A 23,500-nucleotide genomic window follows, 5' to 3' on the forward strand; every position below is an offset into this window, starting at 1 on the left:
GCTTTAGGGCATTATGGCTGTAGGGCAGAAGTGCAGTAGGGCAGTAGCGCAGTAGGGCAGTAGGGCAGTAGGGCAGTAGGGCAGTAGGGCAGTAGGGCAGTAGGGCAGAGGTTCGAGCGCCCTTTAAACATATTGCCCTACTGCCCTACTGCCTTATTCCCCTTACCACTATCCCCCAACGCCAAAGCGTCCGTAATCTCGAAGCGTTCGGAAGCACCGACGCGGATCATGTTCAGGCTGCCCTCGCGGGTGAAGCGGAATTCGCCGGGTGCGTCCGCACCGGCCGGCTTGCCGGCCTTGAAGCTGATGATGCGCGTGCCGCCATCGGGCCAGGTCACGGTCACGTCGGTCTTGTCGCCGGTGCGCACCACGCCTGCCTTGCAGCTGGTCATCGGCTGGCCGAGATAGCGCGCACAGGGGATGGCGTTGCCGGCACCGGGTACCGGTGTCCCCGGCGGCTGAAGCCGCGCAACGGTCTGTGCGTCGGCCGGGGGCGCCGCGTTGGCCGCGCCGAAATTCTGGACGGGACCCACTGCCGCGGGCGGCGATCCATCAACCTGTCCAGTCGTGGGGTTTCCACCGGCCAGGGCCAGGCGGTAAGCATCCTCGATCGCCACCCTGCCGATCGCGTCAGGGGAATTCAGCGGCGTTTCGGGAGCGGTCGCGCCGAGGCGCGTTGTCAGGTCGGGCAGCGGCTGAGGCGCAGGGTTCTCCGCACTGGCCGCCACCTGCGGTGTCACTTGCCGGGGATTGATAGGGTCGAGGTAGCGTGCGGGCGCCCATCCGCTCATCTTCGGGTCATCAATGTCTTCAACCTTGCACCATTTGTAGCCGCTGACGTCGCCGCAGCCGAGATTTTTCACGCTCGAACCACTCGGCAGCCGCGCCTCGATCTTGCCCATGGCCGACGCCGTGGCGCGCACGTTCAGGAGGTCATCCGGAGCGAGACCCGTCACAATCGAGACGATGGGCTCCGGCTCCTGGCCGTTGGCCGGCAACTCCGCCAGCATCAGCGGAGCGGCGATCACCGCAAGCAGCGTCGTCGGGAGTGTTACTGTGCGCCTAATCATCTGCCATGGGCGGTAGGTTCAATTGCCGAATGCGCGGCCAGGCACGAAAGCGCCATCGCACGCCAGCCGGTTTTTATAGGCGACGAGACGGCGCTGTGTAAGCCCGAAACGGTGCCGCGTGTTGAATCGCGACCAGGCCACTTCCGTGAACTAACAGCCGGCAAAATATTGCACATTTCATGTAAATATGCACTCTCTCAAGTAAGGTTGAGGAGGGCAAGATGGTCGACCTTGAAATATTTGCGCAGGTGGAAAACATAGTTCGCCAGCGTATCAAGAAAACGCGCGCCGAGATTGAGGCTTCACTTGGTCACATCGCCAACGGCAATCCGCTGGCCGCCGAACAGACCCTCTCCAGGCGGCTCGACAGGTTGCAGGTAAAGGCATCGCTCAGCCGCACCGAAGCGGAGATGATATCGGCAGCGATCGACATGAGGTCTGCCGGGGAAAGGAAGGCCGCCGCCAAGCAGCCGGGGCCGGAGGCAATTCTCGGCCCAACGCTCGATTTCATCGGGGTCGCATTCCTCGAGCGTGGGCGCCGTGCTGCCGATGCGGTTGGCCGCGTTGCCTTTCTCAACGGCAATCCACAAGGATCGGGTTTTCTGGTCGGGCCAAGGCTGTTCCTCACAAACAACCATGTGATTTCGTCGCCGGCGGATTCCCGGCGCTTCCAGGTCCAGTTCGATTATGAGCAGGACGGTGCAAATGCCGTGCGTACGCCGACGACGTTCCTGTTCGATCCCGAATCCTGTTTCGTGAGCGATAGCATAGAGGGTCTGGACTTTACGCTGATCGGGGTTGGCGAGCGGCGTTCCGGCCCAAAGGAACTGGGGGAGTTCGGTTTTATCTCGCTGTCGGATGCGCGCGACAAGCATATGCTCGGCGAAATCGCCAACATCGTCCAGCATCCCGATGGCCGCTTCAAGGAACTGGTGTTGCGTGAAAACCGGCTGGTGGCCCGCGACGAAACGGTACAAGTCCTGCACTATGTCGCCGACACCGAACAGGGTTCTTCCGGATCCCCGGTCTTCAACAATGAATGGGAACCTATCGCCCTGCACCATTGGGCCGGCCCGTTCCACGAGGTGACGGGCATAGGTGGCTATGCGCTTGCGCGCGAGATCAACGAAGGCATACGGATCAGCGCCATCGTTGACCATCTGGGTGCTAGAAAGTCCAAGCTGCCGGGCTCCTCGGCATCGGCGGTTTCGCAAGCTCTGGCGATTTGGGCCGGCATGCCGCGCATGATGGACGAGACAGTTCGGCTGAACGCCGATATTCGCGAAGATGTGCCGGACAAGCCGGTGCAGCGGTCGGAACCGGATCGCAATCCGCCGGCGACGAGACACAATGCCGATGGCTCGGTCACCTGGACTTTTCCCGTCGAGATAAATGTCCGGGCGCCGCTGATCGACCGCGACGGAGGCGATGCGAGACGAAACGACGGCAAAGGCCCGGCAAGCGAACCCGGGAAGGTGGCCATCGCCGAGGCCGCGGGTTGGAAAACAGAGGATTTCGACGATCGTGGAGGGTATGAGCCCGGCTTCATACCGGGCTTTGTCCTGGCAATGCCGACGGTTGCCAATTCACCCTACCGGTTGGCCAAAAACCTTCTTGCCAAACCGGGAGAGGACCCACACGAATTGCGCTACCATCATTTTTCGATCTTGATGAACGCCGATCGCAGGCTTGCCTTCGTCACCGCCTGCAATATCGATGGATCCCGCACCAAGGCGGTCAATCGTGAGGACAAGACGGTCATCGACAACCCGTCGCTTCTCGAATTGGGGGTGGAGTCGATTTCCGGTTCGGAAGCCAGCGATGCTTTCCGGCCGGATCGGCGCATCGATCTTGGCGAGCAGATGACCCAGGAATTCTATTCGAGCCAGAATGTGCCTGGATTTCCCGTCGCAAAATCCAAGGAACGAATCGCTCGAATGTTCCAGAAGGGCCATATTACACTTCGCGGCGACCCCGCATGGGGCGTCGATCAGGAGGCGGTCGCGGCAGAACGCGACACGTTCTTTTATACCAATGCTGCGCCGCAAGTCGGCTTCTTCAATCAAGGAAGCTCGCTTAACCATCCCGGCTCCAAGGGGAAGTTGAGATGGCGCGCGGTAGAAACCTATGTGCTGCGCAACGCCTATACGACGCGAGGCCGTGTCACGGTGTTTGCCGGGCCAGTGTTCGGCGAGGACGATCCTCCCTACCGCTTCGACAGCCATGTTCCGCTGAAGTTCTGGAAGATAGCGCTGTGGTCCGATCAAGCTGGCCTGCGCGCCATCGCGCTGCTGGCGGACCAGAAGCCGGTTTTGGAAGTGATGCCCGAAGCGTTCGGCGAGCGTGCCGAGGCATTCGATGACCCGCTTGAAATTGCCAGGGTATCGGAGTTCCTTTCGACGGTGGCCGAGATTGAAGAGCTGACCGGCCTGAACTTTGGCCAGCAGCTGCGCGACGCCGACATTCGGGCCGGTTCCGAATCCGCCCCAGCACAGACTTTCAACCCAACGCAACTGGCGCCCAAGACGTCACGGCCAAAGGCTTCGGCGACCAAGACTTCGACGTCCAAGACTTCGACGTCCAAGACTTCGGCGTCCAAGACTTCGGCGGCCAGCGCCCGACGTCCTGCCAAGCGATCGAAGCGATCGGCGTCTGACGACTGAAGATTGGACCGGTCGCGACTTCTGCCGCTCGAAGGCGGTCATCCGTTCAGCTAGGCATGAGCAAGCTCAGCCTGGGATGAGCAAGCTCAGCCTGGGATGAGCAAGCTCAGCCCGGCATGAAGCCGGTGCGCAGCGCGTGAGCCCATTCGGGCCGTCCCGCCTGCTCGGCCTGGCGCGCCGCCGCCTCGTGGTCATAATCGACGGCGATGGCTTCGAAACTGTCGGGGTGCAAGTCGACGATGCCGTAGCTGGCGTGCGGCGAGCCCTGCTCGGAGACATGCGCCGGCGGCGTATCATCGTGATAGGCCGGGCAGCCGATGCTGCCCGGGTTGAAGATGACCTGACCGCCGGGAATGCGGACCAGCTCGCTGCGATGGCTGTGGCCGCAAAGCATGATGCGGCAGGCGGGATCGATCGCGCCGAGGCGCCGCTGGATTGCGACCAGCGGCGCGCGCACCAGCCGGCCGTCGACGATCGCGTCAGTCAGGTATTTTTCGTCGTGGTCGGGCCGGGCATGGAAGGCGAGTATGCCGGGCGCGACTTCCAGCGTGAGGGGCAGCGCGAACAGCGCCTCGCGCTGGCCTGCGGTCAGCCGTTCCTGCGCGTAGCGGTCGGACGGCCACATGGTCTCGTCGGCGGTGTCGCGGGCAACGCGGCGGTCGTGGTTGCCGCGCACCGTCGGCAGGTCGAGCGTCTCGAGCCGCTCCATGGTCTCGCGCGGCCAGAGCGGGCCGGAAACGCAATCGCCGAGATTGACGATGAGGTCGGCGCCGCCGCGCTGCCGCAGATCATCGAGCACGGCGTCGAGCGCCAGGACATTGCCGTGGATGTCGGCGAGGACGGCAATGCGCATGGCAGGCTCCGTTAATTGGAATGGCTGGAGGGCAGGTGAAGCTAGTTTGCTCGTCTCGCGAAGCGGGCGAGAGCGGAACCCAGCTTCGGGTCGTTCAGGCGCGGACTTCGATCTCGTGGCCGCCAACCGCCGGCAACGATGCGTCGTCGCCGGCCGCGGCAATCACGCTGTCGAGCAGGCCCGGGAAGCGGCGGTCGAGATCGTCACGGCGCAGCGTGATCAGCCGGCTGGTTCCAACCGCCTCGGTGCGGGTGACGCCGGCCTCACGCAGCTTGGCCAAATGGTAGCTCAGATTGGTCTTCGAGCAGAGATCGAGGAACCGGCTGCAATTCAGCGGAACGCCCTCTTTGCTGGCGAGATAGCGCACGATGGCCAGTCGCGTCGGGTCGCCGAGCACGGCAAGCACGTTCGGCAGGCTGATCTGGTCGGCGGTGGGATGGGGCAAGGTCATGCCCAGGAATTAAGCACATTCGGAGCCGATTTCAACGCATCTCCTCTCGTGGCTAATGGACACATAGTTTCGTTCCGTCGCCCCGTCCTGACACCGGGCTGTCAGGATGGTTCGGCTATTTTGCAGCGGCTTTATTGACATCATGCCCTGTTATGTCCAATTGTTCAATAACCTTTGAACTAAGGAAATTGCCATGGATAAGCGCCTCATCTGGCTTGCGCTCGGATCGTTCACGATTTCGACCGAAGGTTTCGTCATCTCCAGCCTTTTGCCCGACATTGCAAAGGATGCCGCCATCTCCGTTCCGCTCGCCGGCACGCTGATCACCGCGTTTGCGCTCGCCTATGCGATCGGCACGCCGATCCTGGCAACGCTGACCGGCGAATGGGACCGGCGCCGCGTCATCCTGTGGACGCTGGTGTTCTTCGTGTTGGGCAACGTCGCCGCGGCGCTAAGCTCCTCCTTCGAATTGCTGTTGATCGCGCGCATCGTCATGGCGCTGTCATCAGGCTTGTTCGCGGCGACCGCACAGGGAACGGCCGTTGCGCTTGTCGACGATCATCACCGCGCCCGCGCCATTGCCGTGGTCGTCGGCGGCACTACGGTTGCGGTCGCGGTCGGAGCACCGCTCGGCGCGCTCGTTGCGACGGTTGCCGGCTGGCGCGGCACCTTCTTTGCCATCGCCGGCCTTGGTGCGCTCGCCGGCGCGATCCTGTGGTACCGGCTGCCGCGCGGCATCGTCGGCACCAGGCTGCCGCTCCGGATGCGGCTTGCAGCGGCACTTCGCCCCGGCGTCATGCCTATCCTGGTGACGACGATCCTGGCGCTGATCGGCGCCTTCACCGTCTTTGCCTTTGTCGCGCCGCTCGCCATGGAAGGCGGTGGACTGAACCCGATCGCGCTTCCCGGAATGCTGCTCGCCTTTGGCATTGGCGCGGTCATCGGCAATATCGGCGGCGGTCAGGCCGCCGACCGTTTCGGCGCGACGCGCACCGTCTGCTGGTCGCTGGCGCTGAGTGCCGCCATGCTGGTCACGTTTTCGCTGATCCCGATGTTTCTGCCGCGCGAGATCGCCGGGCCGGCGCTCATGGCCATGATGGTGCCGTGGGGCATCGTCGGCTGGGCGTTCCCGCCGGCGCAGGCCAGCCGCATCATCAAGCTGGCGCCCGATGCCGCGCCCATCGTGCTATCGCTGAACGCTTCGGCGCTCTATCTCGGCGTGGCACTGGGTGCCGTGGTCGGCGCCGCTGTGCTGCGCTATGGCGCACCGGCCGACCTCGGCGTGGTCGCGGCGGCGTTCCCGATCATCGGTCTGGGCGTGGTGCTGGCGGGCCATCTGGCGGCGCGTCCGGTAGCGATGCCGGCCGAATGAGGCTGTCAGTGGAGCTTGGCTGCCGGCCGCCGATAATTCAACTCGCGGCTGGCGGTACGTCAAAATCGAGCGCGGCGATTTCGTCCAGCGCCGAATTCTGGGAAGTTGCCGGAAGCGACCTCGCCGACGTTCCGCAAGAAATCGTCATGACCGCCGACGATCTGGTCGATGCAGCGCTGGTTGGCCTGGCAAAGGGTGAAGCATTCACGGCACCGGGTCTTGCCGATATTGCCGGGGGGTGCCTTTCTTCGCGTCCGCAAGGCTTCTTCGGCAGTCTTCTGGCGGGCAAGCCGGCGGCGCGTTACGCTGCCTGACATGGCTAAAGACTGACCTTACGCTGTCCGCCACATCGGAATGATCGAGGCGGCCAGCAGCAGGCCAAGGACGGCGTTGAGCATGCGCCACTGCCGCTCGGTTCGCAGCAACCGGGCGAGCAGCGTGCCCGCCACGCACCACGCCGCCAGCGAGAGGGCCGCTGCAAGGCCGAAGACCGTGCCGAGCAGCACGGCGAGCTGCAGCGGCCCGTTGGCGAGCCCGGCAAAGGATGCCGCCGCTCCCAGCCCCATGGCCCAGCCCTTTGGGTTCATCCATTGCAGGCCGGCGCCGCCCAAAAAGCTGTTCGGCTTTGCCATGGCCACGTCCAGATTGGGCGGACCGCTGCGGCCGATCTTGAGGGCAAGCCACGTCAGATAGAGGGTACCGGCCATTTTCATTGCCAGTTGCAGCGAAGGAGCGGCGGCCAGCAGACCGGCGAGCCCGGCAGCACCTGCCGCAGCCACCGTGGCCAGGCCGGCCGCACTCCCGGCCATCAGCGGGATAGAGCGGCGAAAGCCGAACTGCGCGCCGGACGCCGTCGACAAGGTCGTGGCCATGCCGGGCGTTGAGGTTGAGACCAGCGCGAACAGGACGAGGGGAAGGACAGGTTCAAACATGCTGCTTCCTTTGAAGCCTGCACGGTAGGCTGTTCGGCTCATCAGTAAATGCAATGTTTGCTATGACACGCATTAGCAAATATAATAGCCGGATGCTCCGCAACCTCGATACTGCCCTGGTCCGAACCTTCGTCACCGTTGCCGACAAGGCCAGCATGACGGCGGCGGCCAACGCGCTGCATTTGACGCAAGGTGCCGTCAGCCAGCAGATCAAGCGTTTGGAAGAGGTTCTCGGCTGCAGCCTGTTCGATCGCGATCGGCGCGGATTGCGATTGACCCGCTCCGGCGAGCGATTGTTCGGCAAGGGCAAGCGCCTGCTTTCCCTCAATGACGAGATCTTGGCGGAGATGGCGGGCGATGCGGTTGCCGGTCAGGTGCGGCTCGGCGTGCCGTACGACCTTGTCGGCACCTTGCTTGCGCCGGTGCTGAAGGCCTATGCCGAGGCCTATCCGCAGGTCGAGATCTCGCTTGTCTGTGCTTCGTCGCCAGAGTTGGCCGCAGCCTTGGCGACCGGCACGATAGAACTCGCGGTGATCGAGGAGCCGATCGGTCGGTCGGCCGGCGAATGCCTTGTTGTCGACCGGCTGGTCTGGGTCGGCGCCAAAGGCGGCGCCGCCCGCGGCAAGCGGCCCTTGCCGGTTTCGATGGTCGCCGAGACCTGTGCGTTCCGCCCGGTGGTGCTGGAGGCGCTTAACGAGCATGGGCTGGAATGGCGCACCGTATTCGAAAACGGCAGCATTGACGCGACGACGGCGACAGTGCGTTCGGACTTGGCCGTCACCACCTGGTTGGCGTCGACCGTGCCTGTCGACCTCGACATTTTGGCCAACGATCCGGAGCTGCCGTCATTGCCGAATTTTTCGATCAATCTGCATTTGCCGAAGCACGACGTCGCGCCGGCTGCACTGGCATTCGCGGGCCACCTCCGCGATGGGTTGGCAGGACGACGAGAGGCGGCTTAAAAACAGCAAAAAGGACGGCCAGTGTTTAGCCGTCCTTGATCGCCCCGCGGCATCTACTTCCAGTTCCTGCGCCGCTCGATCTCGGCTTCGGACGGCTGCTCAGTGGCAAATGACCCGGTCTTGATCTCGCCGGAGCGTTCATAGCTCGCCATGAGGACGCCGGTGGTCGATGCCTGCGAACGGGTCAGCTTGAAGGCCGCAGGTATCGTGCCGCTGCCGAACAGTTTTTTGCCCTTGCCCAGCACCAGCGGGAAGGTCAGCAAGCTGATCTCGTCGATCAGGTCATTGGCGAGCAAGGTCTGGATCAGCTCGCTCGATCCCTGGATGAGCAGGTCGGGGCCGTCCTCCTGCTTCATCCGGCGCAACGTCGCCGCGACATCGCTGCCGAGCGCCTGGCTGTTTTGCCAGGACAGCGAATCCGGCCTGTGCGTCGCCACATATTTGGTGACGGCGTTGAAGATGTCGGCGATCGGATCATTCTTCTGATAAGGCCAGTGGGCGGCGAAGATGTCGTAAGTCTTGCGGCCGAGAAGCAGCGCGAACGGTTTTGAAAACGTCTCGCCCATCGCGGCGCCCATCACATCGTCCCAGTAGTGAAACGTCCAGCCGCCGAATTCGAAGCCGCCGACAGGGTCCTCTTGCGGGCCGCCGGGCGCCTGCATGACGCCGTCGAGGCTGACGAATGTTGCGGCGATGATCTTCCTCATTGGAGCTCCCTTTCCCTGGTCCGTGCCGTCATGGCCGGAGTTCGAGCCAAGGACGGGCGAACGGACATTTGTCCGACAGCGGCCGGCAAATTTCTAGGACCGGGGGCAGGTGACTGCCGACCTTATCGTCTCAGCTTGGAGCCGAGAACGCTCAGCCCAAGCCAACGACCGTATCGTAGAGCAGCTTGAAGTTGAGCACCAGGATGAGCGCGGCAACCACCCAGGCCAGCACGGCGACGGCGCGGGAAATGGCAAAATTGCCCATCTTGCGCTTGTCCGAGACGAACTGCACCAGCGGTACGACAGCGAAGGGGAGCTGCATCGACAGGATTACCTGGCTGAAGACCAGCAACTGACCGGTTCCCTTCTCGCCATAGAGCGCGGTGACCACCACCACCGGAATGATGGCGATGCCGCGCGTCAGCAGGCGGCGCGCCCATTGCGGGATGCGCAGCCGCAAGAACCCTTCCATCACGATCTGGCCGGCGAGCGTCGCCGTCACCGTCGAGTTCAGGCCGGAGGCGAGCAGCGCTACGGCAAACAGGATGGAAGCGATGCCGAGGCCAAGCAGCGGCGACAGAAGCTCGAAGGCCTGGCCGATCTCGGCAACGTCATGATGACCGGTGCCGTGGAACGCCACCGCCGACACGATCAGGATGGAAGCATTGACGAACAACGCCAGTATCAGCGCGATGGTCGAGTCGGTCGTCGCCCATTTGATGGCGTCGCGCTTGCCGCGATCGGTGCGCTCATAGGCGCGGGTCTGCACGATCGAGGAATGCAGATAGAGATTGTGCGGCATCACCGTGGCGCCGATGATGCCGATGGCGATGTAGAGCATGGCCGGATTGGTGACGATCTCGGACGACGGCACGAACATCGCATGCAGGATGGAGCCGACCGGCGGGGCGGCGGCAAAGATCTGGATGGCGAAGCAGCCGAAGATGATAATCAAAAGCGCTATGATGAAGGCCTCGAGGAAACGGAAGCCCTTGTTCATCAGCAACAGCAGCAGGAAGGCATCAAGCGCGGTGATGATGGCGCCGCCTATCAGCGGAATGCCGAACAGCAGTTGCAAGGCGATCGCTGTGCCAATGACCTCGGCCAGGTCGCAGGCGATGATGGCCAGTTCGCAAGCGACCCATAGCATGAAATTGACCGGTCGCGGATAATAGGCGCGGCACGCCTGCGCAAGGTCGCGGCCGGTGGCGATGCCGAGCCGGGCGGCGAGTGCCTGCAGCAGGATCGCCATCAGGTTCGACAACATGATGATGAAAAGCAGCGTGTAGCCGAATTGGGCCCCGCCGGCGAGGTCGGTCGCCCAATTGCCCGGATCCATATAGCCGACCGAAACCATGTAGCCCGGCCCCATGAAGGCGAACAGCCGGCGAAGCCAGATCCCCGAGTGCGGCACCGCGATCGTTGCGTTGACTTCGCGAAGGCTGGGCTGCTCGTCGTCCTCCGGGCGGGCAAATCGCCACGTGGACCGGGGGGCTGAGGTGGCTTCGGCTTCCGACATGAAATGGCTTTCCACTGGAACGATCGATGTTGTCTCCTTATCTATGCCACGGCTGAACATTATGCAATATGCTATATTTCATTGTCTGAGCTTTTTCTTGTGGCCGCTTGGCGTGCGGCCTGAACGGCAGTGAACGCCGGTTGCGCCGGCCACCGAATGGAAATAAACGGCCAGAACCAATAGGGTTCCGTGTTATGACCGCAATGTCGATTCAAACTGCCGGGAGGAGCGCGTATTGGCGCTGAAGAAAAGACCGGTTCCTCGCGAAAAGCCGCTGCCTGACGCAGAAATCCACTCGGAAGGCTTCAGGCAGACGCGTGAAGCGCGCCGCAGCGCGCTGGTCGAGGATTATGTCGAGCTCATCGCCGACCTGATCGAGGATGGCAACGAGGCGCGCCAGGTCGATATCGCGGCACGGCTCGGCGTCGCTCAGCCGACGGTCGCGAAAATGCTGACGCGGCTGTGCGCCGACGGGCTGGTCTCCCGGAAGCCTTATCGCGGCGTGTTCCTGACCGATGCCGGCCGCAAGGTTGCGGAAGAGAGCCGCATTCGCCACCAGACGGTCGAGGCCTTCCTGCGCTCGCTCGGGGTCAGCGCCGAGACGGCGCGCATCGACGCCGAGGGCATCGAGCATCATGTCAGCGCCGAGACGCTCGAAGCCTTTCGCAAGGCAATAATCGCCGCCCGCTGAAAAGCACGGCCAGCGTATCTCTTCGCGCGACTCGCTTCCCACGAGCAGGGTGAACGGCACAGACCTTGCGATGTCTCGGCCAGAGCAGGCAAGCGTCAGCAAGCATTGCTTGTTCGCACGAAAAATACTGTGACTTGGCGTAACCGTTGAGATAATTGTTGTCGTGTCCGATCGAACCGGGACACGGCCCGATCGGCCGGAAAATTGCATCACGGGGGTTGCCATGCTCTGGAAGGGCCGTCGTCAGAGTGACAATGTCGAGGACGAGCGCGGCCAGAGCGGCGGGCTTGGCGGCGGGCCGGGGCAGTTTCGCATCCCGATCGGCGGTCGCGCGGGCGGCGGCATGTCGGGCATTATCATCGTAGGGTTGATTTTCCTGGCAGGGTGGTATTTCGGCTTCGACCCGAGTCAGATCCTCGATAACAGCGGCTTGCAGCCCGGCGGCGGTCAGATCACCGACAATAGCGGTGCGCAAGGCGGCGGCACCGGTGCGCCCGCCTCCGACGAGATGAAGCAGTTCGTGTCGACTGTGCTGGCCGAGACCGAGGACACGTGGACCGGTATTTTTCAGTCCGAGGGCCTGACCTATCAAGATCCAAAACTGGTCCTGTTCAGCGGACGGATCGGCTCTGCTTGCGGCTCTGCCTCGTCAGCGGCCGGACCATTCTACTGTCCCAACGATCGCAAAGTCTATCTCGACACCACCTTCTTCCAGCAGCTCGATCAGCAGTTCGGTGCCTCGGGCGATTTCGCACAGGCCTATGTGATCGCGCATGAGGTCGGCCACCATGTGCAGAACCTCGTCGGCATCCTGCCCAAATTCAACCAGATGCGGCAGAGCATGGGCGAAGCGGACGCCAACCACATGTCGGTGCAGGTCGAGTTGCAGGCCGACTGCTTTGCCGGCATCTGGGCGCATTTCACCGGTCAGAAAGGCATCTTGGAACAGGGCGACATGGCGGAGGCACTGAACGCCGCCAAGCAGATTGGCGACGACACGCTGCAGAAGAAGATGCAGGGCTACGTCGTGCCGGAAAGCTTCAACCACGGCACGTCGCAGCAGCGGCAGACCTGGCTGGCGCGAGGCTTCCAGAACGGCAAGCTTTCGGACTGCGACACGTTCAACAACCCGATCTGAGCCGACGGTTTTCTCGAAATCCGAGAGACTGGATCGCAGTCAGGGGATGTCAGGATGAAAGCACTCTGCCCGTTCCCTCATTGTTCCCAGCGATGTGCTCGCCTATAAGGTGTGTTCCCGTTAGCTTGGGCGGCCCGAGGAGATACCATCATGATAGACCCCAAAACCGCCAGGCGGGGCCTTGCGCTTGTTTTCACCACCCTGCTGCTCGACATCATTGGCTTCGGCATCATTATGCCGGTGCTGCCGGCCTATCTCAGGGAATTGACCGGCGTCGGCATCAGCGAGGCGGCTATCGAGGGCGGCTGGCTGTTCTTCGTCTATGCGGCGATGCAGTTCGTTTTCGCACCAGTGATGGGCGGGTTGAGCGACCGGTTCGGGCGGCGGCCTATCCTGCTTGCCTCGGTGCTGACGTTCGCTATCGACAATCTGATCTGCGCTATCGCCTGGTCCTATCCGATGCTGTTCATCGGCCGCGTGCTGGCCGGCATTTCCGGCGCCAGTTATTCCACGACATCGGCATTCATTGCCGATATCTCGACCGACGAAAATCGTGCGAAGAATTTCGGGCTGCTCGGCATTGCTTTCGGCGTCGGCTTCGTCATAGGGCCGGTTCTGGGCGGGTTGCTCGGCACGTTCGGGCCGCGTGTGCCGTTCTATTTCGCTGCCGGGCTTGCTTTCGCAAACTTTCTGATCGCGCTGTTTCTGTTGCCGGAAACACTTGATAACAAGCACCGTCGCCGCTTCGAGTGGAAACGCGCGAACCCGGTCGGCACGCTCGTCCAGATGCGCAACTACGAAGGTATCGGCTGGATCGGACTTGTCTTCTTTCTGATGACGCTGGGGCACATGATGTATCCTGCGGTCTGGTCGTTCGTCTCCAGTTATCGCTATGGCTGGAGCGAACAACAGATCGGCTTCTCGCTCGGCGCTTTCGGCCTGTGCGGGGCGATTGTCATGGCGACAGTTCTGCCGCGCGTGATCCCTAAGCTCGGCGAGTGGAAGACGGTGGTAATCGGTCTGGCATTTACCGCACTCAGCGCCTTCGGCTACGCCTTCGCGTCACAAGGCTGGATGATCTATGCAGTGATCGTCGTCGGATGTCTCGAGGCGTTGGCCGACCCGCCGCTCAGAAGCCTGGCGGCCGCCAAGGTGCCACCTTCCGCCCAGGGCGAACTCCAAGGCGCAATGACCTCGATCTTCTCGATCACCTCAATCATCACACCGCTGCTTTATACGGCGATCTTTTCCTGGTTCACGGGCCCGAACGCGCCCGTGGTTTTCGGCGGTGCCCCCTATCTGCTCGGCGCGATTTTCCTCACGCTGGCGCTCGTCGTCTTCGTCACCAGGGTGGCCAAGCCGACGCCGAAGGAAGTCAAACGCATGCACGCGCGGGAAGCCGTGACGGACGGGGCTTGATCGGCGCCGGGAGCCCGGCCGGCGCCGTCAGTCAAATCCGTTTTTACGCAATGCGCTAAAGACGCTCGGCCAGTGCCGGCTCGCCGCGCTTTTCGCGGATCAAGTTGACGAAGCGGCGAAACAGATAGTGCGAATCCTGCGGGCCGGGCGAGGCTTCGGGATGATGCTGGACCGAGAAGACCGGTCTGCCGGTGAGCGCAATGCCGCAATTCGAACCGTCGAACAGCGAGACATGGGTTTCCTCGACACCGCTCGGCAATGAGTCGGCGTCGACGGCAAAGCCATGGTTCATCGAGACGATCTCGACCTTGCCGGTGGTGTGGTCCTTGACCGGATGATTGGCGCCGTGGTGACCCTGATGCATTTTTGCGGTCTTGCCGCCCAGCGCCAGCGCCAGCATCTGGTGGCCGAGGCAGATGCCGAAAAGCGGGATTTCGGTCTTCAACAGATCCTGGATGACCGGAACGGCGTAGTCGCCGGTGGCTTCCGGATCGCCAGGGCCGTTGGATAGAAAAATGCCGTCGGGCCGCATCGCCAGGATCTCCTCGGCGCCGGTTTTTGCCGGCACCACAGTGACCTTGGCGCCGAGGCCGGCCAGCAGGCGCAATATGTTGCGCTTGACGCCGTAGTCGACGGCAACGACGTGCATCGACGGATCAGCCTGTTCGCCAAAGCCCTCGTTCCAGACCCACGGCGTCTCGCGCCAGACCGAGGACTGGCCGGAGGTCACCTCCTTGGCGAGATCAAGCCCGATAAGCCCTGACCATGCGGCGGCGCGGCGCTTGAGGTCATTGACATCGAAGATACCGTCGGGCGCGTGCGCGATGACGGCATTGGGCATGCCCTTTTCGCGGATCAGCGCGGTCAGCGCCCGCGTGTCGATGCCTGAAAGTGCGACGATGCCGCGCTTCTTCAGCCACTGGTCGAGACCGGTTCCGGCGCGGTAATTCGACGGGTTGGTGACATCGGCCTTGAACACGGCGCCGACGGCGCCGGCGCGGGCCAGCGGGTTGAGGTCCTCGATGTCTTCGTCATTGGTGCCGATATTGCCGATATGCGGAAAGGTGAAAGTGACGATCTGGCCGGCATAGGATGGGTCGGTGAGTATCTCCTGGTAGCCGGTCAGCGCGGTGTTGAAGCAGACCTCGGCGACGGCGAAGCCGGCGGCGCCCAGACCGCGGCCCTCTATGACAGTGCCGTCGGCCAGCACCAGCAGGGCTGTCGGCCTCTCGCTGGTCCAAGGGGGGGTCGACGCGGCTGTCATCGTAGCCATGGCGGCACTCCTAAAGGTTGCGCCCTCAGTCGGCGCAACAAAAGGCGCGAAGCGGCGATCTCACAGCCTCGGCGCGCTAGGTTTTCATTTGTGCCTGTCGTTGCCCAAAACCGCTACGCATTTTTGGGCGACGTGCACTAGAATTCAATTCATGCAAGGCCCAGTACATAGGGGAAGGCGCCAAGGCGGTCAATGATGCCGCGCCGTGCGAGCCTAGATTTATTTCGTCGAATAATATCAGCGGTTTGCCGGACGCTATCGAGTTTGCCTTGAGCTATCGGCATGACTATTGTCCGCCGCATTCGAAGGAGAAAGCACCATGCGAGGCAAAATCGCCGAATCCCTGAAGAGCGCGATGAAGTCGCAGGACAAGCGGCGGCTGCCGACATTGCGGCTGATCCAGGCGGCCATCCATGATCGCGACATCGCCAATCGCGGCGCCGGCAAGGAGCCGGCGAGCGATGACGAGATCCTGCAGATCCTGGCCAAGATGGTGAAGCAGCGCGAAGAATCGGCCAAGGCGTTCGATGACGGCAAGCGGCCGGAGCTTGCAGCGCAGGAGCGCGACGAGATGACCATCATCCGCGACTTCCTGCCGACGCAGCTGGGCCAGGCCGAGACGGAAAGCGCCGTCCGTTCCGCCATCGCCGAGACTGGTGCCAGCGGCGTCAAGGACATGGGCAAGGTGATGGCGGCGCTCAAGGAAAAATACGCCGGCCAGATGGATTTCTCCAAGGCGAGCGGCATCGTCAAGAGCCTGCTGCAGTAAGCTGCCGAAGGCCCTTGCCGTCGCGCCCGCAATCCGGCAGCCAAAAGCTTGCGCCCGTGATCGAACTCGTCAAACCGGTGCTTGAACACCTGCCGTCCTACAAGGCGGCCCTCGAGCGCGGCTGGTCGCCGGACAATGTGCGGCTGCTCGACGCGACGCGCGAGCAGCTTGCGGCTATCGAAAAGGATCCAGCGACTTTCCTTGGCGATCTCGACGATTCCGATGGCAAGGGACCGCCGATCACCTTGCCCGACGGTTCGACGGTGCCGCGGCTGCCCGGATTCCGGCGCTGGATCTGGGACGGGGAAGTCGCAGGCTCAATCGGCCTGCGCTGGCAGCACGGCACCGCGTCGCTGCCGTCGCATGTGCTCGGCCACATCGGCTATGCGGTGGTGCCGTGGAAACGGGGACGCGGCTATGCGACCGAGGCGCTGCGGCTGATGCTGGTGGAGGCGAGGGCGGTTGGCCTGCCCTTCGTCGAAATCACCTGCAAGCCTCACAATGTGCCCTCGCAGAAGGTCGTTCTGGCCAATGGCGGCCGGCTGGTCGGGCGTTTCTTCGAGGACGCCGCCTATGGCGGCGCGGAAAGCCTGCGCTACCGGATCGATCTGTAGCCCTATTCGGCGGCAGCCGGCAGCGGCGGCGCAGCCCGGCTTCGCCATTCCCAGACATGCGAGGCAAGCGCAACCGCGACCGCGACCAGCATGGCGATCGCGCCAACCACCGGCAGGCTGCGATAGCCATAGCCGGCATTGAGCATCGCCGCGCCGAGCGATGCGGCGAGCGCGATGCCGACATTGAAGCCCGACGGGATGAGCGACGAGGCAAGGTTGGAGGCGTCCGCGGTCCAGGTCAGGATGCGGGTCTGGATCGGCGTGCCGATGGCAAAGTTGAGGCCGCCCCAGACGAAGATCGCTATCACCATCGGCAGCGGGTAAGGGCTGACAGCGTAGATCAAGGCGAGCATTGCCGCCTGTAGGAAAAGCATGGCGATGAGCGACGGCATCAGCTTCCAGTCGGCGAGCCGCCCGCCGACGAAGACGCCGATCGTTGCGCCGACCCCATTGAGCAAGAGCACCCAAGGTATCCATTTCTCGTCGAGGCCTGTGACCTCAAGCAGCGTCGGCGTGATGTAGGTGAACAGGCCGAACTGGCCGATCATCAGCATCAGCATAATAATGAGCGAGGTCCAGACCTGCTGGCGTGCGAGCACGCGGACCTCGCTTCCAAGGCTCGCCGACGGGCTCGACGATCCCGTCTTGCGCGGCAGCAGGGCGCCGATTGCCGTGAAGGCCACCACACCGAGCGCGCACATCACCCAGAATGTCGCACGCCATCCCCAGATGTTGCCGATTGCCGTGCCGGCCGGAACGCCGATTACGTTCGATACGGTGAGGCCGGACAGGATCAGCGCCACCGCCATGCCGCGCTGGTCTTCGCGCACGAGGCCGACGGCCACCACCATGGCAACGCCGAAATAGGCGCCATGCGCCACGGCCACCGCTATCCGCAACAGCAGCATCGAGGCGAAGTCGGGCGCCAGCGCACAGGCGGCCTGGCCGATGGTGAAGGCTGCAGTCAGTCCAAGCAGCAGGGCCTTGCGGGAGAAGCTTTTGGTGGCGAGCGCCAGCAGCGGGCCGCCGACTGCAATGCCGCCGGCATAGCCGGAAACGAGATAGCCGGCGGTCGGGATCGCGACGCCAAGGCCCTCCGCCACCTGCGGCAGCACGCCGGCGATGACGAATTCGGTGGTGCCGAAGGCGAAGGCGGCAATGAACAGGGCAATGAGGGGGAGCATGGCGGAAAGGCGATCCTCGGGTAAGGTCGCCTCAAACCACGGATGAGGGCAGCGGGCAATCCAGAAATTGTCGACGCCGCTTTAGCTTTTCTTGATCGCCGGTCAGGCGTCCGCGCGGAGGCAAGAGCTAGGCGGCTGCCTTCCTCCCGTAAGGAATTTTCAGCCACGCACGTTCGTGAAGATAGTAGAGCAGCGACTTGGTGACGACCTCGGTCAGGCCGATGGCAGCGGCGAGCTTAATGCTTCCGGTCACGACGAGCGAAATGATCATCGTATCGATGGTGCCGGTGATGCGCCAGGAAAGCGCTTTGGCGAAGCTGCGAGAATGGGTGTCCATCGACTTTCCTTCCGGTAGATGCGGCGATCTTTAGCCGACAGACAGGAGGTGGCGCAAAGATAATTTCTGCGCATTGGCCCACAGCAATTTTCATAGGCGATGTTCTGAAGCTTCCCGGCCTGTGGATGCAATCTATCCGGCCTTCAGCCGCGAACCGGTGAGCAGGCCACGCTCTTCAAGAACGGGATAGGCCATCGAGGCGAGCAGCGAGTTGATCTGCTTGAGGTCGCGAATGGTGTCGAGATGGATGGAACTGGTCTCGACACTCTTGGCGGTGCCGTCGCGCAGCCGCACGAAATGGCTCTGGCTGGTTTCCTTCTCGCGGTCGCGCAGCCGGTCCTTTTCCAGCACCAACTGGCGAGCGGTCTCCGGATCGCGGGACACCAGCACGTTGAAGGCAAGCCTGGCATTGGCAAGCACCAAGGCATGGAAGGCGCAAAGCTCACGCCAGCCTTCCGGCGTGAACTCCAGCCCACGCTCGAATTTCTTCTTCACGTGGACCAGCATGTTGCGCACGATGATGTCGCCGACCTGCTCCAGCTTGACGCAGGCGCCGATCAGCTCCTGGCAACGCAGCGCCTCGTCCTCGCTCAGCGGGTTCTTGGTGACCCTGGCCAGATAGAGCTTGATCGCAGCGTGCTTCCTGTCGACACGGTCGTCGAGTGCGGCCAACGCGCCGATCTTGTCGGCATCGGCGCTCTCATAGAGCTCGATGATCCGTTTCAGCATGATCTCGACCGTTTCGCAGACCCGCACCACCTCGCGGGTGGCGTTGGCCAATGCCTGGCTCGGCACGTCGAGCGCACTTTCGTTGAGCGCCGAAAGCTCGACGACGTCGAGCGCGTTGGCGGCCTGGGGCTTGGTGCCCAACGCCACGATCCTTTCCGAGGCGCGATAGACCAGGCGCGCCAGCGGTAGGCCGGCGATCAGGATCAGGATGTTGAAGTCAATGTGGGCATTGACGATCTGCTCGGGCACCGTGCTGCCCAAGAAGGCGACCGGCGGTTTGAACGTCAGGAACAGGATCAGCATGATCAGCGAACCCATGCCGCGCATCAGGAGATTGCCGATCGGCACGATACGAACGCCGGGTTCTGCGTTGCGGGTTAGAAGCGGCGCGATGATCGAAGAGCCGAGATTGACACCCAGCACCAGCACGATACCGAGTTCGGGCGGGATGAAGCCGCGGCCGGCCAGCGTCACCATCAGCAGCACCGCGGCGATCGAGGAATGGAACAGCCAGGTGATCACCGCCGCCAGAAGATAGGCGGTGACCGGATCGCCGGAGAAGTAATCGACGATGAGCGGCATCAGCGTGCTCTGGCGCAGCGGCTCCGACGCCTGGCCGATCATCTCCAGCGACAGAAGCAGCAGGCCGATGCCGACCAGGATGCGGCCGAACTGGCGCCAGTCGCGCCGCTCGGTGGCCATGAACATGACGGTGCCGGCGACTAGGCAGATCGGTACCAGCAGCGACAGATCGAAGGTGAGCAGCTTGACCACCAGTGCCGAGCCGATCTCGGCGCCGCGCACCGCAAGCTGGCCCGACATGCCGCTGACAATACCGGAGCCGGCGAATGAGCCGACCAGCAAGGTGACGGCGGTCGAGCTTTGCAGCGCGACAGCCAGGCCGCAGCCGGCCAGAACCGCCATGAACGGATTGCGCATCGTGGCGCGCAGTTTGTGGCGCAGCACATCGCCATAGGCGCGCTCGACGCCGGTCTTCACCAGACGGGTGGCAAACAGCATCAGTGCGACCGCACCGGCCAGGTGCAGCAAGACGACCGAGCCACTCATGCCAGGCCCCGCAACGCGACAGGTGCCAGCGACGCGGGCGCGGTGAAATCAAAGAGGCAAAAGTGGGCGCGAATCGTGGACATTGCAGAGGTTGATATTACTCCGATTTATTTTAGCCGAATAATAAATTTTGCCCGGTTCGGACGCGTGTTGCCACGCGACGGGGCGTGTCGGAAATGGATGGCTGACAAAATGGTTGCATAGCCTGCGGAGTTGCGGCGGGTCATGCGTCCATTCTCGGACGCCCGCTTTAAAGGTAGCGCTGAATTAGTCGTCATAAAGGTAAGAAATCATTACGAAAACGTAATCTCGGTGTTCAGTTTCGGTTCATCCTTCCGGCTCTATTCCGTAGGCATCGACAACCAAGGAGTACCCGCCATGAAACCGATCGTTCTTTCCGCCATTGCCTTCTCGATGCTGGCTGCAACCACCTGGCAGGGCCAGGCCGCACCTCTGAACACACCAAACGCGCCGCAGTCGAACTACAGCCAGGTCGACTGGCAGAAGCCTGGCAGGCATGTCGACGTGAACAAGCATGTCGACGTGAACAAGCGCGTCCTAGTGAAGAAGAAGATCGTTGTGAAGCGCAGCCATTGGCGCAACGGCCAGAGATATTCCAGCTGGAAGCGTCACCAGCCGATCCGCGACTATCGCCACTATGGCCTGCGCCGTCCGGGTCCCGGGCAGGAATGGATCCGGGTTGGCAATGACTATCTGCTGGTCAGCGTTCTTTCCGGCTTGATCTTCGGCGCCATCGCCACGCAGTGACCGCGGAACGTCTGACCGGCACGGCGCTGGTCAATGAAAGAGAGGCGGCCCGCCAAGGCCGCCTTTTTTCATTGGTCCATCTTGATCCTAATTCAGCGCGGTCGAAAGTTTCACGGTTCCGCTGAAATACTTCGCCGAATCGGAGCCGATGCCGCCATAGCTGGTGGAGAGGCCGAGACGCATGCCGCCCGGCATGCGGGTATCGATGCCGGCTCCGACGCGGCCATGGAAATTGTCGGCGCCGCTTTCGGTCGCTGTGTCGCTTATGTCGAAGACGCCGTCGAGCCGCAGGTTAAAGTCGAGGGTAACGTCGTCATCCGTGACATGGCGATAGGAAACGCCGGGGCCGAAGGCGATCTGGCCGAGGCCGGCGGTGACGGAGGGAATGGGGACGTTCAGGCCGTCGACATAGGCTCCCGATTTTTCCTCGAAATAGGAGAAGCGCGCCCGCGGCGAGAAGGTCCAGGCGTCATATTGCCATTCCCCTTGCAGCGTGGCGCTGACCATCCAACGGCTGGCGTCGAAGCCGTCGGTGTAGGTATCCATGGGGCTGACGCTGTTCGAGGATGTTCCAGCTCCGGCGAGCAAATCGAAATACAGATTGTCCGTCAGCCGAGCGGTCAAATAAGGCCCGGCGATCCAGCCGGTGCCCTCGGCGGTTCCGCCGCCGCTGCCGGTGAAGCCGTCGGTACGATCGATCTGGACGAAGGCGCCAACAAGCAGATTGCGGCTGACCAGATAGTCGGCGCCGAAGGTTGCGAGGGCGAATTTGCCGTCTTGGTCATTGATGTCGAAGCGGCTGTAAGTGCCTTCGAACCAGATGTCGAACAGGCTGTTGGCATCTTCCCCGCCAAGCCGCCGCATGGAGGCAAGGCTTGCGCTGACATTGACCGAGTTGGTGTCGGCCATGCCGGGCAGGTACGCGAGCAGGGTGGCCACTGGGCTGCCGCCGCCAGCGACGCCGTCGAGCCGGTCGATGCGGCGCTGGATGTCGGGCTGGTTCTCCAGAATGAGGCTGGCGCGTGTCTCCATGAATTCCTTGATGAGCGCCGTGGTATTTTCGCGTGAATTGGTGCTGGCGAACGTGCAGACGACGCTTTCGCCGGGCGCCAGGTTGATCACGGCCGTGCGGTTCGCCACATTGCCGACGGAATCGCCATCGTTGCAACTGATCGAGGTCAAGGCGAAGCCGGCGGCGGTCATGTCGGCGGCGGTGACGCTGTAGGAGCCGGTCTGCAGCGAAACGGCCGGTCCGTCGCCGGAGCCGCTGCTGGTGGCGATGGTGAAGTTGAGGCCGGGCGCCGGCGAGGAGAAGCCGAAGGAGCCGTCGCCGCTGTCGGTGGTCTGGCGGATGGTGATGGAGCCTAGGGCGTGGACTTCCTGGGCGAGCGCGCTGGAGGTGCTTGTCGCGTTGTTCGCGTCGCCATTGTAGGTCGCGACGACCTGACGGGTGCCGACCGGGAGGGCGGACGTCGTCAGGGCGGCGGCACCGCCGGCGAGCGCGACCGTAGCAGCGGGCGAGCCGTCGACACTGAAGGTGACCGTTCCGGCCGGCGGCGGATTGCCGGGAGCCGAAACCGTTGCCGTGAAAGTGACCTGATCGCCCTGATTGGAAGGGTTGAGGCTGGAAACGACCAAGGTGGTGGTGCCAAGCTTGTCGATGGTCACCGAATAGGCCTTGGAACCGGATTTCCGATTCTGATCGGTTGCAACTGCGGTGAAGTCGAATGTGCCGGTATTGGTCGGGGTACCGGAGAGCAGACCGATCGCGTCGAAGCTGATGCCCGACGGGAGGGTTCCGGACGTCAGCGCGAAAGTATAAGGCACCGCGCCGCCGCTGGCCGCAAGCTGTTGCGAATAGGCCTGGTTGTATACGGGGTTTGGCAAGGATGCCGGCGTCAGCTCGACGGTCGGCTCGGCAATGATCAGCGTGTAGGATTTCGAACCGATGAAACCGTTTGCGTCGGTTGCCGCCACGACCAGGTTGAACGTGCCGGTATTAGTCGGGATTCCGGAGAGCAGACCGGCCGCGTCGAAGCTGATGCCCGACGGGAGGGTTCCGGACGTCAGCGCGAAAGTGTAGGGCGTCATACCGCCGCTGGCCGTCAGCTGCTGCGAATAGGCCTGGTTGTAGACCGGACTGGGCAATGACGGCGGCGAGACCGTGATCACGGGCGGTGTAAAGGTGACCGTGTTGTCGGTGCTGGTCGAGGCTTCGTTCGCATCGACGGCGGCATTGGTTGCCACGCCGGCCGGTATTGTGGCCACGACGGACCCTGAACCCGTCATGCCGCTGACCGCGACGCTGAAAGTGCTGCCGGAGCCGGTGACGACAGCGATGGTGGCGCCGGCGGTGCCGGAAAGCACAACGTCGCTGCCGCTGAAGCCGGTCACCGGCTCGCTGAAGACCACGTCGAAGAGGATTGGCGACGAACCGGTCGGATCGCTCTGGCCGGCAGCCTGGTTGATGGTCACTGTCAGCGGCGGTGGCGGCAGATTGTAGGTGACGGTATTGTCGGTGCTGGTCGAGGGCTCGTTCGGATCGACGGCGGCGTTGGTCGCCACGCCGGCCGGTATTGTGGCCACGACGGACCCCGAACCCGTCATGCCGCTGACCACAACGCTGTAGGAGCTGCCGGAGCCGGTAACGGACGCGGTGGTGGCGCCGGCGGTGCCGGAAAGATCGACGTCGCTGCCATTGAAGCCGGTCACCGGCTCGCTGAAGACCACGTCGAACCGAATTGGTGACGAACCCGCCGGATCGCTCTGGCCCGCTGCCTGGTTGATGGTCACCGTCGGCAGCGCGAACGCCGCGGTCGGCACGAGCACGAGCACGAGAATGGCGGCGAGGGCGCGCCTCAGCGTTGCGAACAAAAGCAGGAAAATCGACGACAACAGAAAGGAAAGTGCGGACAACGGCAAACGCCGCAGCCGCATGGTGACATGCGCATCCAGAGCTACGGTCACCCCGTCCCCCAAAA

21 protein-coding genes are annotated in these 23,500 nt (G+C 63.0%); 10 read left to right on the forward strand and 11 right to left on the reverse strand.

Annotation, left to right across the window (positions count from 1 at the left end; all coding sequences use genetic code 11):
• Positions 1-137 precede the first annotated feature (137 nt).
• Positions 138-1,028, reverse strand: a complete 891-nt coding sequence (locus NKH41_RS29455) for an SH3 domain-containing protein (RefSeq protein WP_352772068.1) — start codon at positions 1,026-1,028, stop codon at positions 138-140.
• Between the two features lie 263 nt (positions 1,029-1,291).
• Between NKH41_RS29455 and NKH41_RS29460 the strand changes: the two genes are divergently transcribed.
• Entirely contained in the window at positions 1,292-3,733 is a 2,442-nt protein-coding gene (locus tag NKH41_RS29460) for a DNA/RNA non-specific endonuclease (protein WP_352772066.1), read from the forward strand.
• A gap of 106 nt (positions 3,734-3,839) precedes the next feature.
• Here the strand turns inward: NKH41_RS29460 and NKH41_RS29465 are convergent, their stop codons facing one another.
• Together NKH41_RS29465 and NKH41_RS29470 are read right to left on the reverse strand one after the other, a co-directional pair.
• Positions 3,840-4,586 (reverse strand): metallophosphoesterase family protein, encoded by a 747-nt coding sequence (locus tag NKH41_RS29465; protein WP_352772064.1) that lies wholly within the window; start codon positions 4,584-4,586, stop codon positions 3,840-3,842.
• Between the two features lie 94 nt (positions 4,587-4,680).
• Positions 4,681-5,037 carry an ArsR/SmtB family transcription factor gene (locus tag NKH41_RS29470; RefSeq protein WP_023719360.1) on the reverse strand — a complete coding sequence of 119 codons (357 nt, stop codon included), beginning with the start codon at positions 5,035-5,037 and terminating at the stop codon, positions 4,681-4,683.
• 193 nt (positions 5,038-5,230) lie between these two features.
• On the opposite strand from NKH41_RS29470, the gene NKH41_RS29475 reads away from it, so the two are divergent.
• Together NKH41_RS29475 and NKH41_RS29480 are read left to right on the forward strand one after the other, a co-directional pair.
• Positions 5,231-6,409, forward strand: a complete 1,179-nt coding sequence (locus NKH41_RS29475) for an MFS transporter (protein WP_352772062.1) — start codon at positions 5,231-5,233, stop codon at positions 6,407-6,409.
• Entirely contained in the window at positions 6,406-6,723 is a 318-nt protein-coding gene (locus NKH41_RS29480) for a hypothetical protein (protein WP_352772061.1), read from the forward strand. The genes NKH41_RS29475 and NKH41_RS29480 overlap by 4 nt, the downstream gene beginning before the upstream one ends.
• A gap of 18 nt (positions 6,724-6,741) precedes the next feature.
• On the opposite strand, the gene NKH41_RS29485 is transcribed toward NKH41_RS29480, so the two are convergent.
• A complete protein-coding gene (locus NKH41_RS29485) occupies positions 6,742-7,341 on the reverse strand; it encodes a LysE family translocator (protein ID WP_352772060.1) in 600 nt (199 codons plus the stop codon).
• A gap of 92 nt (positions 7,342-7,433) precedes the next feature.
• Here NKH41_RS29485 and NKH41_RS29490 point away from each other — a divergent pair, with 92 nt between their 5' ends.
• Positions 7,434-8,303 carry a LysR family transcriptional regulator gene (locus tag NKH41_RS29490; protein ID WP_352567932.1) on the forward strand — a complete coding sequence of 290 codons (870 nt, stop codon included), beginning with the start codon at positions 7,434-7,436 and terminating at the stop codon, positions 8,301-8,303.
• 53 nt (positions 8,304-8,356) lie between these two features.
• Here the strand turns inward: NKH41_RS29490 and NKH41_RS29495 are convergent, their stop codons facing one another.
• Positions 8,357-9,010, reverse strand: coding sequence for a dihydrofolate reductase family protein (locus NKH41_RS29495; RefSeq protein ID WP_352772058.1), 654 nt, complete (start codon positions 9,008-9,010; stop codon positions 8,357-8,359).
• 151 nt (positions 9,011-9,161) lie between these two features.
• Positions 9,162-10,529 carry an Nramp family divalent metal transporter gene (locus tag NKH41_RS29500; protein WP_352772057.1) on the reverse strand — a complete coding sequence of 456 codons (1,368 nt, stop codon included), beginning with the start codon at positions 10,527-10,529 and terminating at the stop codon, positions 9,162-9,164.
• Between the two features lie 235 nt (positions 10,530-10,764).
• On the opposite strand from NKH41_RS29500, the gene mntR reads away from it, so the two are divergent.
• From mntR to NKH41_RS29515, 3 genes are all read left to right on the forward strand, one after another.
• The gene (gene mntR, locus NKH41_RS29505) at positions 10,765-11,220 is read left to right on the forward strand and encodes a manganese-binding transcriptional regulator MntR (RefSeq protein ID WP_023678308.1); all 456 of its coding nucleotides are present in this window, start codon (positions 10,765-10,767) and stop codon (positions 11,218-11,220) included.
• Between the two features lie 223 nt (positions 11,221-11,443).
• Positions 11,444-12,358 (forward strand): KPN_02809 family neutral zinc metallopeptidase, encoded by a 915-nt coding sequence (ypfJ, locus tag NKH41_RS29510; RefSeq protein ID WP_352683608.1) that lies wholly within the window; start codon positions 11,444-11,446, stop codon positions 12,356-12,358.
• A gap of 150 nt (positions 12,359-12,508) precedes the next feature.
• Positions 12,509-13,777, forward strand: coding sequence for a TCR/Tet family MFS transporter (locus tag NKH41_RS29515; RefSeq protein WP_352772056.1), 1,269 nt, complete (start codon positions 12,509-12,511; stop codon positions 13,775-13,777).
• 55 nt (positions 13,778-13,832) lie between these two features.
• On the opposite strand, the gene carA is transcribed toward NKH41_RS29515, so the two are convergent.
• Positions 13,833-15,050, reverse strand: a complete 1,218-nt coding sequence (carA, locus tag NKH41_RS29520; protein ID WP_352772054.1) for a glutamine-hydrolyzing carbamoyl-phosphate synthase small subunit — start codon at positions 15,048-15,050, stop codon at positions 13,833-13,835.
• A 319-nt stretch (positions 15,051-15,369) separates the two neighbouring features.
• Between carA and NKH41_RS29525 the strand changes: the two genes are divergently transcribed.
• Both NKH41_RS29525 and NKH41_RS29530 read left to right on the forward strand, forming a co-directional pair.
• Positions 15,370-15,819 carry a GatB/YqeY domain-containing protein gene (locus tag NKH41_RS29525; protein ID WP_352772053.1) on the forward strand — a complete coding sequence of 150 codons (450 nt, stop codon included), beginning with the start codon at positions 15,370-15,372 and terminating at the stop codon, positions 15,817-15,819.
• 56 nt (positions 15,820-15,875) lie between these two features.
• Complete coding sequence (locus NKH41_RS29530) at positions 15,876-16,433, forward strand: GNAT family N-acetyltransferase (RefSeq protein ID WP_352772052.1); 558 nt, start codon at positions 15,876-15,878, stop codon at positions 16,431-16,433.
• A gap of 2 nt (positions 16,434-16,435) precedes the next feature.
• Here the strand turns inward: NKH41_RS29530 and NKH41_RS29535 are convergent, their stop codons facing one another.
• The 3 genes from NKH41_RS29535 to NKH41_RS29545 form a co-directional block, all read right to left on the reverse strand.
• A complete protein-coding gene (locus NKH41_RS29535; protein WP_352772051.1) occupies positions 16,436-17,617 on the reverse strand; it encodes an MFS transporter in 1,182 nt (393 codons plus the stop codon).
• A gap of 127 nt (positions 17,618-17,744) precedes the next feature.
• The gene (locus NKH41_RS29540) at positions 17,745-17,954 is read right to left on the reverse strand and encodes a DUF2061 domain-containing protein (RefSeq protein ID WP_292658743.1); all 210 of its coding nucleotides are present in this window, start codon (positions 17,952-17,954) and stop codon (positions 17,745-17,747) included.
• Between the two features lie 132 nt (positions 17,955-18,086).
• Complete coding sequence (locus NKH41_RS29545) at positions 18,087-19,751, reverse strand: Na/Pi cotransporter family protein (RefSeq protein WP_352772049.1); 1,665 nt, start codon at positions 19,749-19,751, stop codon at positions 18,087-18,089.
• 378 nt (positions 19,752-20,129) lie between these two features.
• Between NKH41_RS29545 and NKH41_RS29550 the strand changes: the two genes are divergently transcribed.
• A complete protein-coding gene (locus NKH41_RS29550; protein ID WP_352772048.1) occupies positions 20,130-20,519 on the forward strand; it encodes an RcnB family protein in 390 nt (129 codons plus the stop codon).
• A gap of 87 nt (positions 20,520-20,606) precedes the next feature.
• Here the strand turns inward: NKH41_RS29550 and NKH41_RS29555 are convergent, their stop codons facing one another.
• Positions 20,607-23,486, reverse strand: a complete 2,880-nt coding sequence (locus NKH41_RS29555) for a putative Ig domain-containing protein (protein WP_352780166.1) — start codon at positions 23,484-23,486, stop codon at positions 20,607-20,609.
• Positions 23,487-23,500: the final 14 nt, after the last annotated feature.

Origin of the sequence: Mesorhizobium sp. M1169, assembly GCF_040318345.1 — a bacterium.
GTDB lineage: Bacteria > Pseudomonadota > Alphaproteobacteria > Rhizobiales > Rhizobiaceae > Mesorhizobium.